Genomic DNA, 13391 nt, shown 5'->3' with positions numbered 1-13391 from the left:
CAGTCTCTGGTGGGTCGCTCGCCACGGCTCACGCGGAGCGCCAGCGCCGGGCCCGGGTGAGAGCGGGCTCGTCGTCGACGTCCTGGCTCGCTCGCACCGTGCGCTCGACGACGCTCAAGAATTCGCGCCGGAACCGCTCGGCCGTGAAGCGCTGCGCGTTGCGCCGGCACACTTCCGGGCGAAACGGTACATGCGCCTCGAAGCGCGCGAGCGCATCGACGATGGCGGCCACGCTCTGCTCCTCGAAGAAGAGTCCCGTGGCGAGCTCGGGATCGTGCGAGTCGATCACGGTCTCGCGCGCGCCGCCGCGGCCAAACGCAATCACCGGTGTGCCGCACGCCTGCGCCTCGACGACCGAAATGCCGAAGTCTTCCTCGGCGGCGAACACAAACGCCCGCGCACGCTGCATATGGTCGACCAGCACGCTGTCCGGCTGGTAGCCAAGCACCGTGACGTTGGGCGTGGCAAGCGCTTGCGCGCGCTCGAAGTCCGGCCCGTCGCCGATCACCACGAGACGCTTTTCGGGCATGGCCGCGAAGGCCTCGACGATGAGTGGAATGCGCTTGTACGGCACCATGCGCGACGCAATCAGATAGAAGTCCTCGTGCTGCGTGCCGAGCTCGAAGCGCTCGACGTCGACGGGCGGATAGACCACGGTGGCGTCGCTGCCGTACACCTTGCGGATGCGCCGCCCCACGAACGCCGAGTTCGCCACGAACGCATCGACGCCATGCGCCGTGCGTTGATCCCAGATCCGCATGTAGTGCAGCACGCTGCGCGCGAGCCAGCTCTTGAAGCCGCGCTTGATGCCGGCTTCCGCGAGATATTGATGCTGCAGGTCCCAGGCGTAGCGAATCGGCGAATGCACGTAGCTCACGTGCACCTGGTGGGGGCCCGTGAGCACGCCCTTGGCCACCGCGTGGCTCGAGGTGAGCACGAGGTCGTAGCCCGACAGGTCGAACTGCTCGACGGCGAGCGGCATGAGCGGCAGATAGCTGCGAAACGACGACTTCGAGCGCGGCAGGTGCTGGATGAACGAGGTGCTCGCGTGCTTGCCGCCCAGTGCGCCGCGATGCTGCTCGGGAAAGAAGTCGACGATGCTGAAGAGGTCGGCATCGGGCCACATCTGGATGATCTGCTCGAGCACCTTCTCCGAGCCCGCATACGCGACCAGCCAGTCGTGCACGATCGCCACCCGGCCGAAGCGCCGTATATCGTTCGCGGCAAGATTGGCGTGGACTACATGAGCCATGGCGAAATCTCCTCGATCAGCTTGACGGCGGTGGCGCGCCAGGTGAGTGCGGCGGTGCGCTCGCGGCCGCGCTCGCGCAGCGTCTCGCGCAGCGCGGCGTCGGCGGTGACGCGCTCGAGCAGCACCGCGAGTTGTGCGGGATCGTCGGGCGAGGTGTAGAGCACGGCGTCGCCGCAGGCCTCCATGACCGAAGGCAGGCGCGAGGCGATCACGGGGCAGCCGAGCGCGAGCGCCTCGACGGGCGGCAAGCCGAAGCCCTCGTAACGCGACGGATAGACGAAGCACGCGGCGCGCCGATAGAGCCCAACGAGATCTTCGTCGCTCACGTAGCCCAGATGCTTCACGAAACCGGGGAGCGAGCCGCCCGAAGCGCCGTACACGCGCGGGTCGCCGCCGCCGACCACCACGATGTCGAAGCGCGCGTCGCGAATGAGCCGTGCCGCGTCGGCCACGAGCTGGAAGTTCTTGTGACGGTTCAGACTGCCGACGGCAAGCACGAATGGACGCCCCGCTGCGCCGGTGCTGGCCGCGGTGTCGGCCAACCCGGACTGCTTATCGCGTGCGTCCTGTGCCCCGCGCATGCGCAGCATGTGCTCGCCGCTCTCCAGCACCACACCGATCTTGGCGAACGGAATGCGGTACGCCTCGCACAGCTCGCGCCGCGAGAATTCGGAGACGGTGATCACGCGGCGCGCGATGCGCCCGATGCTCGGCGCCATCAGCCGGTACCACGCGACGAACGAGCGGCTATAGCTGTCGGGCACGCGCGCGGGTGCCGCGTCGTGCAGCACCGTCACCTGGCTGCGGTACAGGAGCGGCCCCGAATTGCACAGGTTCAGCAGCAGGCCGCCGCCGGCCGCTTGCGGCAGCGCGAATTGCTCCCAGCGCAGGCCGCCGCCCTTGCCGCTCGCGCGCAGGCGCACGTGCGTGAACGGGTTCGGCATGTCGGCAAGCGCGGCCGGCACGACGATCTGCGCCTGCAGGCCCGCCACGAGCGGATCGCCCGCCTCGATCAGCTCGTCGATGGCGCGCACGGTCTCGAAGGCGAAGCGGTCGACGCCGGTGGCGCGCCGGCCGAGAAAGCGGCCGTTGATCACCAGTGGGCGGGCTTGCGGAGTCTTCATCGGCATGGTCCGGACGGGTTCCCTTGATCGGTCTTCAGCCGCGCGCCGCGGCGGAGCCGTGCGTGGCAAAACGTGCAGCCGGATTCGATATGTATCGCAGTGCAAAATTATTGGCCTGGCGACCCGGAATCAGGCAGATCAGCGTGAGTCCGAGCACACCCAGCTTCTTGCCGATGCTCCAGTACGGGTTGTGCACGAGCGAGGCGAAGTAGCGGCGCGACTCGAACACCAGCCAGTGCCAGCGCTCGACGGTCGGCGCATCGTAGAGCCGCACGCACAGCCGGTTCTTCTCGAACGAAAAGTCGATGAAATCCTCCGGCAAGTCCTCGCCCAGACGCGTACGGATCATGTGGCGCAGCGTCTGCCAGCGCCACGGGAACGAGCGCTCCACTTCGCTCACGTCCTCGCAGTTGCCAAGCGAGAGGCCCGCATGGCCGATCGAGTGGCCGCGCTTGTCCGCAGCCTTGCGGTGCACGCGGTAGCCGCCCAGCGCATTGTCGAGCGCGCAAATCGCGCCGGTGAGCGCGATGCCGTAGATCGCGAAGAAGTCGGCGGCCTTGCGGTGACGCATCGACATCGGAATCGGAAAGACCGAGCGCAACGCGCTCACGCGGTAGGCGTTGCCCGAGGCCGGCGGAGAGGGATAGAGCCAGCCGCGCCGCAACAGCGCCGCACAGTCGCTCGGCGGCGTGGAATTGGGCACGCGCACGCCGGTGCGCATGCCGTCCTCACCGATCACGTCCAGCCGGAACTGCACCTTGGCGTAGTCGCCCGACTCGAACGCGCGCAGCACTTCGCCGATGGCCTCCGGATACAGAATGTCGTCCGAGTCCAGAAACAGCACGTACTCCGTCTGCACGAGCGAGAGGCCGAGGTTGTAGACGGAGGACTGACCCTGGTTCTCCTTGAAGACGGGCGTCACACGATCGCCGTAGCTCTCGATGATCGCGCGCGAGTCGTCCGTGGAGCCGTCGTCGATCACCAGCACGCGTACGCGTTCTCCCCAGCCCGGGCGCGCGCTTGCCTGCACGTTCGCCAGCGCCGAGTCGATCGCTTCGCGCAGGAAGCGCGCGTAGTTGTAGTTGCCGATGACAACGGTGATGTCCTTCATGGAGTCAGCTCCAGGTGGCGCCGCCTTGCGGCTCGCCGTAACTCGAATAGCCATAGGCGGCGTATTCGCTGCCGTACTTGCCGGGCCGCGAGGTCATGTCGTTGAAGATCACGCCGCGGATCGGCACCCCGATCTGCTCGAAGCGGCGCACCGATTCGCGCAGCTCCGAGACGCTCGTCACGCCGTAGCGCGCGATCAGGAACACCGTGCCGGCGAGATTGCCCACGATGCCCGAGTCGGCCACCGGCAGGATCGGCGGCGCGTCGATCAGCACGACGTCATAGATGCCGTCCGCCCACTGCGTGAAGCGCTGGAAGCTGTGGCTCCTGAGCAGCTCGCTCGCGTTCGTCACATAGCCGCCGTTGGCGACGAAATCGACGCCCGGCATGACCTGCGGATGCACCACCTGGTCGTAACCGCCGTCCTGCTCGACGATGTCAGTGATGCCGGGGCTCGAGGGCACGCCAACGTGCCGGTTGAGCGAGCCTCGCCGCAAGTCGGCGTCCACCAGCAGCACGCGCTTGCCCGAAGAGCCGAGCAGCGCCGCGAGGTTTACCGAGACGAACGACTTGCCCACCACGGGCGTGGGGCCGGCCAGCAGCACGATGTGATTGGTGGCCTCCTCCAGCGCGAACTCGAGCGCGCTGCGAAAACTGCGCAGGCTCTCGACGGCCGCGTCGAACGACGCCGTGCGCGCGAGCACCGTAGTCGTGCCCGGCGTGCTCGACGGCAGGCGCCGCGTGAGCACGTGCTGCACGCGGCTGCGCGGCACGGCGGCGTAGACTGTGAGGCCGGTGCCCACTTCGATGTCGTCGACGACCGCGATGCCGCTGTTGAGCTTGCGCTTGAGGAGCGCAAACGCCACGCTCGCGAACAGTCCCGTGAGCAGCGCCGCCACGACGATGAACGCGCGCTTGGGCCGGACCGGGCTTTCTGGCGTCACGGCGGTGTCGATCAGGCGCACGTTGGAGACCTTGCCGGCCTTGAGCAGGCGCAGTTGCTCCTTGTTGTTCAGCAGGTTCGTATAGATATTGGTGTCCACCGTCACCTCGCGCTGCAGCCGCAGCACGCCCTGCTCAAGCGGCGGCAGCGCGCGCGTTTGCGTGGCGAGCAGCGCGAGCGACTTCTGCGCTTCGTCGAGCTGGCCGTCGATGGCGATCACCGCCGGGTTATCCGACGTGAAGCGCGCGAGCAGTTGCGCGCGCTGCTGGCGCAGATCGGCGATGCGCGACTGCGCCTGTGCGGAGCTTTGCAGCAGCGCCGTGGCCTCGGCGCTCAGATCCACCGCGCCGTGCGCGGAACGAAACGCGTTGAACTCGCTTTCCGCCTTTTCGAGCTGCGCCTTGAGCTCGGGCAGCTGCTTGTCGAGGAAGGCAATCTGCTTCTCGGCCTCTTCCTGCGTGCGCTGCACGTTCTGGCGCACGTATTCGCTGCCGATAGCATTGAGGATCGCGGCCGTCTTGACCGGGTCCCCGCCTTCGAGCGCGACGCCGATCACGTCGGACTCCTTGCCTTTCTCGGAGATCAGCAACCCGGCCTGCAGCGCCTGAATCGCGGCGAGCTCGGAGTTGCGCACGAGCTCGAAGGTCACGCCGGGACGCGCATCGATCGAATTCACGAGCAGGTCGATGGCGCCGCCCGGCACGTTCGTGTGCAGCGGCTCGCCCACCTTGCCAGTGAGCTGCACGCCGTCGTGGCTGAGCGTGTAGGCGCCGTTCGGCTTCGTGGTCAGGATGAAGCGCGCGCCGTGCAGCCGGTCGGGCACGTCGAAGCGTGCCACGTCGATCGCCTCCTTGCCCCACGCGTAACCGCCCCAGCCGGCCCAGGCCGGCACGTGGATATGCTGCGCGATCCATTGGCCCACCACCGGGAAAAAGCGCGGCGTGACGGCGAGATAGAGTTGCGTCGCGTCCACGGCGCGCGAGACGATCATGCGCGAGCGCAGCACCTCGATCTCGGCCGAGGCCGCGGTCTTCACCGCGAACATCGACGAGACATCGGCCAGCGCACTCTTCGCGGAATTCTGGTTCTCCTCGACCTGAACGAGGATGTCGGCCTGATAGACGGGCCGCGCAAGCAGCGCATACGCGCCGCCGACGAGCGTAAAGAGCGCGGTGACGATGACAATCATCTTGCGGCTCTGGTAAAGCGTGTCGAGCACGCCGCCTATGTGTCCGCCCTCGGGCGGAGCGGGCAGCCCTTGTTCGGGGGGCCCCTGGATCAGGTAATCACGCTGGCTCATCTGTTCTCTCCATCGCCGCGCCCGCTGCCTCATGAGGCGCGGGCGGCGCGCTATGTTTGTCTGGTTCAGTAGCCCACGGCGCGGCCCGCCGCGGCCGCCTGGGTGGCCGGCAGGATCAGGCCGATGACGCGGCTCCACTTGACCAGCGGTGAGGCGTCGACGAAGACGACATCGTTGGGCTTCAGCTCGAATGCATCGGCCGTGGCCATCGCGGCGGCCGACGAGGCATCGAGGTGGTAAACCTGCGGTTTGGAGGCGTCGCGCCCGCGCACGACGTACACCTGGGAGGCGTCGCCCGAGACCTGGCTGACGCCGCCCGCATCGCCCAGCGCCTGATTCAGCGACATGCGTCCGTTGTTGAACTCCACGCCGCCAGGACGCTGCACCTCGCCGATCACGAAGACCTTGCTGTCGGCCGCCGCATACACGCGCACGAGGTCGCCGTCACGCAGGATGATGCGGTCGGGGTTCGCGCCCTTGCGGATCATGTCGGGCATATCCACGACCACGGTCGAGTCGCCGCGCGTGACCGCCACGCGCGAGCGGTCCGACTTGTCGGTGAAGCCGCCCGCGCGGTTGATCGCCTCGGGCAGGGTCATCGGCATATCGTTGAGCACCTGCACCCCCGGGGTCTTCACTTCGCCGTCAAGGTAGACACGCTTGCTTCGATAGGTCTGGATGCGCACGGTGACCTGCGGCTGGCGCACGTATTTCGCGAGCTTGTCGGCGAGCGCGTCGCGCACGCCCATCTCCGTGAGCCCCGCGACCTTGAGCGGGCCAATGTAGGCATACTGAATAAATCCGTTCGTGTCGACGGTATAGCCCTGCGTGACCGAGCTGGCACCGGACGAATCGGGGCCGCCGCCCGCGCCCGGCATGTTGAGCTCGGGGTGATCCCACACCACGATGCTCAGGATGTCGCCCGGCCCGACTTCGTATGGCGTGGGCGTGGCGAACAGTGCCTTGACGTCGGTGGGCACGCCCACGGGACGCTCGGCGCGCTCCTTCTCAACGAGCTCACGCGTGATTTCGATCAGCGAGCCCGCGGGCGCACCGTCCGCGCCCGCCTTCGCGAGCGAGGTGGCAGCGACGTTCGTGCCGCCCGGCATGGCAGAGCCGGTCGTGGCAAGCGAGCCGCCGCCCGAATCGGCGGGTATGCCGCTGTAGGACATGCCCGGAGAAAACGCGCAACCCGCCAGCGCCGCGACCGCAGCCGCCGACGCCAGCCCCTTCGTGATCCTGGCCGGCTGCGCGAGCGCGTGCGCACTCCCGTGCCCGCTTGACAGCCACGTCCGTCCAGCTCGATTCAGGCGGCCCACCTGACGCAACGAGCGTATGCCCGCGCTGCGCGCATACGTCAGCCATGTCCTGCAAAGCTTGCTGAGTAACATCGTCCTACCCCCAATCTTGCGTTTGGCCGTCCCATGGCGTCGTTTGCGCCACGGATCCCGGCTACGAACTTCAGGGCCTGTTCCCGCTCATAACAGGCCCTGTTACTCGCAGTTGTCCCCCTCCCTGCGTACCTGCATGCTTCAACTACTTGCTTCTTGCTGCCACCGCCAACCACTTCCTCCCTGATTGCCCTGCTGCCGCTTGTTTTTGTGTTTTCCTTGCGTCGTGCGCCCATGCCAGCAGCGCCCGCAGCCCTGCCTTCCGTCAATACGCCCCGGTCCCTCGAATCACGACGAAGAAGGTCTTGAACAGAATCTCGATGTCCCGATGCAGCGACCAGTTCTGCACGTAGTTCACGTCGAGCGACACGCGCGTTGCATAGTCGGTTTCGCAGCGTCCGCTCACCTGCCAGAGCCCCGTGATGCCGGGCGTCGCCATCAGGTAGTACTTGCTGTCGGTGCCGTAGCGCTCCAGTTCCTGGTCGATGATGGGACGGGGCCCGACCAGGCTCATCTCGCCGCGCACCACGTTCCAGAGCTGCGGCAGCTCGTCGAGGCTCGTGCGCCGCAGGAAGCGGCCGATGCGCGTGACGCGCACGTCGTGCTTGAGCTTGAACTCGCGCTCCCACTCGGCGCGCGCCTCGGGGTCGGTGGCGAGCAACTGCTCGAGCACCTCCTTCGAATTCACCACCATCGAGCGAAACTTCAGGCACCGAAACTTGCGGCCATTGCGCCCGACCCGCGTATGGCCGTACAGCGCGGGACCGCCATCGCTCTTCACGATCAGCGCCAGCAAGACCAGCACCGGCAGCAGCATGACAATCAGCGTGAGACCGACGACGATGTCGAAGACGCGCTTGACCGCGTGCTTCATCACGACCGTGCGCGAGCGCGTCTCGAGCGGCTCGCGCGCGGCATTGCCGCGCCGCAGCCACGCACCCGCATGGCGCGCCGCGCTGAATCCGCCGACGAAAAGGGTGTGCGAGGCGAGCAGCGAGATGCCCGAGGTGAACGTCCAGTAAATGAACCACGGCATGGAAATCAGATGATCGCGATGCAGGCCGTAGAGCAACGCGAGCGCGCACAGCTGCACCGCGAGCCACGCGAACGCGGTGCGGCTCGCCACGCTCATGACCGAGCGGCTGCCGCGCGAAGGATAGGTGCCGCACGCGGGAAACACAGACAAGGCCAGCGCCGCCACGAAGGCGACCAGCGTCGGATCCAGACGATGCGCCGGGCCCACATCGGGGAGATTCAGATTCAGGTGCAAAGCGCCAAAAGCACCCAGCACGATAAGCGCGATATCGATCGCGCGATGAAATAGCGCAGACATATCCCTACCCCAAAACGTGGCGTGTACGGTGAACGTGTTCGCCCCCCATGCAGTGCGTTGCTGTCGCGTCACCTGCAACGGTCATCTGGCGTCGGCGCCGAACGATGTGAGCTTTCCCCGTTCACCGCCACGCGAGATGACGCTCGCAGGTCGTCCTGTCCACGCAGCACGCTTGAGTTGCAGATCCCGGCACCGCTCAGGCGACGTCCGGGTCCACATCGACACGGTACGGGCAGCGCAACATCGATTCCGTGCGCAACCCCACCAATGGTTCGCGATCGTCACGACCGCGGTGGTCGCGCGAAGTGCTGGCGCGCGCAACGCTTGCGGTTGCGTGCGCAACCGCACCGATTGGGGCGAGATCTACTGATCTGAAGAATGTGTGTGGCGCCAGGAATTCGCGCTGTGCGGCTGCCGTGCACGGGTGAGCGCATTCATCGGCTTGTTCATCGGCCTCGTCATCGGCCCATTGATCTGATTGAAGAGAAAGTTCGTTTCGAAGCCGGGCGTGAGCGGCACAAGCGAGGCGAGCGTTTCATCAGACCCATGCGCCCAGGGCGCGCGCCAACAGTAAACAACCGCACCCCTGGCGGCTTTGCACGCGTCGCCCGGTGCTGCGGCGTTCATGCATGCCGCGCGCCCGCACGCATGAACGCCGCATGCGCGCCCGCGACCCTCTTTATCTGTGGTCTGGGCAACGGTCCGCGCGGCGACGCTCTGCCACGATGCACGGCATTCGACTCGGCATCGCCATCCATGAGCGCCTCAAAGCTGCAATCGTGGGGACGCTATCCCTATGCGCCCCAATCGAGTGAACCGCTGGCCTGGCGCGACACGATCCGGGCGCGGCTCGCCGACGCCTGCACGCGGCTCGGCACGACGCTCGCATTCGGCAATGGGCGCAGCTATGGCGACAGTTGCCTCGCGGCCACCGACCACGTGCTGCCGATGCGCGGCCTCGCACGCTTCATGAGCGCGGACTGGACGAGCGGCGTGGTGCGCGCCGAGGCGGGCATGACGCTCGGCGAGCTGCTTGCCGTCTGCCTGCCGCGCGGCTGGATGCTGCCGGTCACGCCCGGCACGCAGTTCGCGACGCTCGGCGGCGCCGTGGCCAATGACGTGCACGGCAAGAACCACCATGTGCGCGGCACCTTCGGGCGCCACGTGCGCCGCTTTTCGCTGCTGCGCTCGGACCGCCCGGCGCTCGAGTGCGCGCCCGACGAGGAAACCGCGCTCTTTCACGCGACGATTGGCGGCCTCGGGCTCACCGGCGTGATCGAATGGGTCGAGATTCAGCTGATGCCGGTGCGCTCGAGCCATATCGCGGTCTCGCGCATGCGCTATGCGAACCTGAACGAATTCCTCGCGCTCTCGCGCGGCCACGAGGCGACGCATGAATATGGCGTGGCCTGGGTGGACTGCCTCGCGCGCGGCCAATCGCTCGGGCGCGGCATCTACACCTGCGGCGACCACGCCCTGGACGGTGACCTCTCGCTGCCCGCGAAGCGCGCGCGCGCCGTGCCGTTCGTCTTGCCGCTCTCGCCCGTGAACCGCACGACAGTGCAGGCATTCAACGCGCTCTACTACCGGCGCCAGCGGCCCGGCATCGAACTCGCGCGCATGGATCCGGCGAGCTTCTTCTATCCGCTCGACAACATCCGCCACTGGAACCGCCTCTACGGACGGCGTGGCTTCCAGCAGCATCAATGCGTGATCCCCGATGCGAGCGCGCCCGACGCGCTGCGCGCGATCCTGCACACGATCGCCACGAGCGGCAGCGGCTCGTTTCTCGCGGTGCTCAAGCGCTGCGGCTCGCTCGTCTCGCCGGGCCTGCTTTCGTTTCCGATGGCGGGGGTCTCGCTCGCGCTCGATTTCCCGCAGGACGAGCGGCGCAACACGGCCCTCTTCGCGCGCCTGGACGCCATCGTGGCCGAATCGGGCGGGCGCCAATATCCGGCGAAAGATGCGCATATGAGCGGTGAACATTTCCGCGCGGCCTACCCCGCGTGGCAGGAACTCGAGCGGCATCGCGATCCCGCATTGATGTCGCGCTTCTGGAAGAGAACCACACAATCATGAAAAACATTCTGATCATTGGCGGCTCCTCCGCCATCGCCGGCGCGTGCGCGCGGCGCTGGGCAGCCAGCGGCGCGCGCCTCGTCCTCGCCGGCCGCCACCCGTTGCGGCTCGAAGCCGTCGCCCAGGACCTGCGCGTGCGCGGCGCCTTGGAAGTGCATACGCACGTGCTCGACATGAACGACCACGCGCAGCATCCGGCCCTGCTCGAGGCCTGCCGCGCGGCGCTCGGCACCATCGACGTCGTGCTGATCGCGCACGGCACGCTGTCCGACCAGGCCCTGTGCGAGCGCGACGTGGACGCCGCGCTGCACGAATTCTCGACCAATGCGCTCTCCACGATCGCGCTGCTCACGCTGCTCGCCGGCGTGTTCGAGGCGCAGCAAAGCGGCACCCTCGCCGTGATCTCGTCGGTGGCGGGCGACCGCGGGCGCGCCTCGAACTATGTCTATGGCGCCGCCAAGGCCGCCGTCACGACATTCTGCGAGGGCTTGCGGGCGCGGCTCTTCAAGGCGGGCGTGCGGGTGCTGACGATCAAGCCCGGCTTCGTCGATACGCCGATGACGGCGGGCCTCGCCCTGCCCGGCCCCCTCGTGGCCTCGCCCGAGCGCGTGGGCGCCGACATCGTGCGCGCCATCGCCCAGGGCAAGGACACGCTCTACACGCCGTGGTTCTGGAGCGCGATCATGCTCGTGATCCGCTCGCTGCCGCGCTTCGTGTTCAAGCGGGTGTCGCTATGAACGCGGTCGCCACTGGCCGCGTTTCGCTCGTGGCGTGGTATGCGCTGTTTGCGCTCATCTCGATGGCCGCGAACCTTGGTAGCCAGAAGATGACGTGGCTCGTCTATGACGGGCCGCTCTCGATCCCGCTTGCGGTGTGCATCGGCACGGGCGTGGGGCTGGTCGTCAAATACGCGCTCGACAAGGTGTGGATCTTCCGCTACGAGCACCGCAGCATCGCGCATGGCGTAGAGACGTTCACGCGCTACGTCGCCATGGGGCTCGCCACCACCGCGATTTTCTGGGCGATGGAGTTCGGCGCGCAGGCCCTGTTCCATTCCGAGCAAGCCCGCCTTGCCGGCGGCGCGCTCGGCCTTGTGCTCGGCTACCTCGCGAAATATCAGCTCGACAAGCGCTTCGTGTTCGCCTGAAGACGTGCCCAACGGCCAGGGCCTGTTCACGCTAATAACAGGCCCTAAGGTGCGCACGCATTCATCGGGAGAAACGTGCGCGCGCAAGCGGCGTGCGTTGGCGAACAGAACCGCGCGGGATGCCGCCCTACGATTGTTCCCTGATGTTCAAGGATCGTGCGCCGTTCGTGTATCCGCACTTGCCGCGCGCACTGCAATGCAGTCACGAGGCACGCCATGTCAAATCCGACTATTCCGCTATGCGTGGACCTGGACGGCACGCTCGCCCGGACCGACTTCCTGCTCGAGAGCTTCTTCGTGCTGCTCAAACAGAGCCCGCTGTCGATATTCCTCTGCTTTTACTGGCTGCTGCGCGGCAAGGCCTATTTGAAGGATCAGATCGCGCTGCGCGTCACGCTCGACGTTGGCGTGCTGCCCTATAACCGGCAGCTCGTCGATTATCTGCGCGACGCGCGCTCGGCGGGCCGCCCGCTTTATCTGTGCACGGCCTCCAACCAGCGCTTCGCCAGCCAGGTGGCGGCGCACTTCGGCCTGTTCAGCGGCGTGCTCGCGAGCAACGCATGCATGAACCTGCGCGGCAAGCACAAGGCCGACGCGCTCGTCGAACAGTTCGGCGATCACGGCTTCGACTACTGCGGTGACGCGCGCGCCGACGTGCCCGTGTGGAGTCGCGCGCGCCAGGCGATCGTGGTCGGCGATCGCCAGGTGGCCGAGGCCGCGCGCAAGGTCAACGCCGAAATCGTCTTCTTCGAGGAAAAGCGCCGGATGCTGCCGCTCGTGCTCAAGGAAATGCGGGTGCACCAGTGGGTCAAGAACGTGCTGATTTTCGTGCCGCTGCTGACCGCGCACCGCTTCAACGACCTGCAGGCGGTGATCTCGGCCTGCATTGCGTTCGCGTCGTTCAGCGTGAGCGCTTCGTCGGTTTACCTGCTCAACGACATGCTCGATCTTGACGCCGACCGCCGTCATGCACGCAAGTGCAGCCGGCCGTTCGCTTCGGGCAAGCTGCCGCTGTCGCTCGGCATCGTGTTGACGATCGCCTTGCTTGGCGCGGGGCTCGCGCTTGCCACGCTGCTGCCCTGGGAATTTGGTGCGGTGCTTGTTGCCTATATGGCTGCGACCGTCGCCTATTCGTTCGTGCTCAAGCGGCTCACGCTCATTGACGTCTTTACGCTTGCCTGTCTCTATACGGTGCGTGTGATCGCGGGGGGCGAGTGCGCGAATATCGAGCTTTCGTACTGGTTGATACTCTTTAGTGTGCCGATCTTTCTTAGCCTCGCGATGCTCAAGCGCTATGTCGAGCTCGATGCGATGCTCCAGCAGGGCAAGACCGAAGCGGCAGGACGCGGGTATATCACGCAGGATATGTCGATACTGCGCTCGTTTGGCACCGCGGCCGCCTACCTCTCGGTGCTCGTGCTCGCGCTTTATCTGAATTCGCCGGAGCTTGAGTTGCTGTATCGGCATCCGAAGATGCTTTGGGCTGTGTTTGCGCTTACGCTCTATTGGGTGAGCCGGATGTGGATGCTGGCGTTCCGGGGGCAGATGCATGACGATCCGATCGTCTTTACGTTCAAGGATCGCGCTAGCTGCGCGGTTATCGGGTTGTGTGGTGTGTTTATGGTGCTGGCGATTTGATCAGGCTTTACCTGCGGCGGGGCGTTTTTTATGCCGCAGGTCCTGGGGCGTTGGCCTTAACTTGTATTCGCGGC

Annotated in this window: 10 protein-coding genes; 4 read left to right on the top strand and 6 right to left on the bottom strand. The window is 66.6% G+C overall.

Going from position 1 to position 13391, the window contains the following annotated elements:
* Window positions 1-28: 28 nt before the first annotated feature.
* The 6 genes from BO1_RS15420 to BO1_RS15395 form a co-directional block, all read right to left on the bottom strand.
* Window positions 29-1252 carry a glycosyltransferase family 4 protein gene (locus BO1_RS15420; RefSeq protein ID WP_028218316.1) on the bottom strand — a complete coding sequence of 408 codons (1224 nt, stop codon included), beginning with the start codon at window positions 1250-1252 and terminating at the stop codon, window positions 29-31.
* Complete coding sequence (locus BO1_RS15415) at window positions 1240-2376, bottom strand: glycosyltransferase family 4 protein (RefSeq protein WP_043285020.1); 1137 nt, start codon at window positions 2374-2376, stop codon at window positions 1240-1242. Before BO1_RS15415 ends, BO1_RS15420 begins: the two co-directional genes overlap by 13 nt.
* Window positions 2377-2410: 34 nt before the next feature.
* The gene (locus BO1_RS51240) at window positions 2411-3487 is read right to left on the bottom strand and encodes a glycosyltransferase family 2 protein (protein WP_043284998.1); all 1077 of its coding nucleotides are present in this window, start codon (window positions 3485-3487) and stop codon (window positions 2411-2413) included.
* A gap of 4 nt (window positions 3488-3491) precedes the next feature.
* Window positions 3492-5729, bottom strand: a complete 2238-nt coding sequence (locus BO1_RS15405; protein ID WP_028218314.1) for a GNVR domain-containing protein — start codon at window positions 5727-5729, stop codon at window positions 3492-3494.
* Between the two features lie 65 nt (window positions 5730-5794).
* Complete coding sequence (locus BO1_RS15400) at window positions 5795-7120, bottom strand: polysaccharide biosynthesis/export family protein (RefSeq protein ID WP_028218313.1); 1326 nt, start codon at window positions 7118-7120, stop codon at window positions 5795-5797.
* A 265-nt stretch (window positions 7121-7385) separates the two neighbouring features.
* Window positions 7386-8453: a sugar transferase gene (locus BO1_RS15395; protein ID WP_028218312.1), complete on the bottom strand. Its 1068-nt coding sequence runs from the start codon at window positions 8451-8453 to the stop codon at window positions 7386-7388.
* A 756-nt stretch (window positions 8454-9209) separates the two neighbouring features.
* Here BO1_RS15395 and BO1_RS15385 point away from each other — a divergent pair.
* The 4 genes from BO1_RS15385 (at window position 9210) to BO1_RS15370 (ending at window position 13317) form a co-directional block, all read left to right on the top strand.
* Entirely contained in the window at window positions 9210-10532 is a 1323-nt protein-coding gene (locus tag BO1_RS15385) for an FAD-binding oxidoreductase (RefSeq protein WP_028218311.1), read from the top strand.
* On the top strand, window positions 10529-11269 hold the full coding sequence (locus BO1_RS15380; RefSeq protein ID WP_028218310.1) for an SDR family oxidoreductase: 741 nt from the start codon (window positions 10529-10531) through the stop codon (window positions 11267-11269). Before BO1_RS15385 ends, BO1_RS15380 begins: the two co-directional genes overlap by 4 nt.
* The gene (locus BO1_RS15375) at window positions 11266-11679 is read left to right on the top strand and encodes a GtrA family protein (RefSeq protein WP_028218309.1); all 414 of its coding nucleotides are present in this window, start codon (window positions 11266-11268) and stop codon (window positions 11677-11679) included. Before BO1_RS15380 ends, BO1_RS15375 begins: the two co-directional genes overlap by 4 nt.
* 216 nt (window positions 11680-11895) lie before the next feature.
* Window positions 11896-13317 (top strand): UbiA family prenyltransferase, encoded by a 1422-nt coding sequence (locus BO1_RS15370; protein ID WP_028218308.1) that lies wholly within the window; start codon window positions 11896-11898, stop codon window positions 13315-13317.
* The last annotated feature ends 74 nt before the right edge of the window (window positions 13318-13391 follow it).

The organism is Paraburkholderia oxyphila NBRC 105797, assembly GCF_000685075.1.
Taxonomy (GTDB): domain Bacteria; phylum Pseudomonadota; class Gammaproteobacteria; order Burkholderiales; family Burkholderiaceae; genus Paraburkholderia; species Paraburkholderia oxyphila.
The sequence above is the reverse complement of the archived record's forward strand: the minus strand, read 5'-3'. Positions and strand labels throughout refer to the sequence as shown.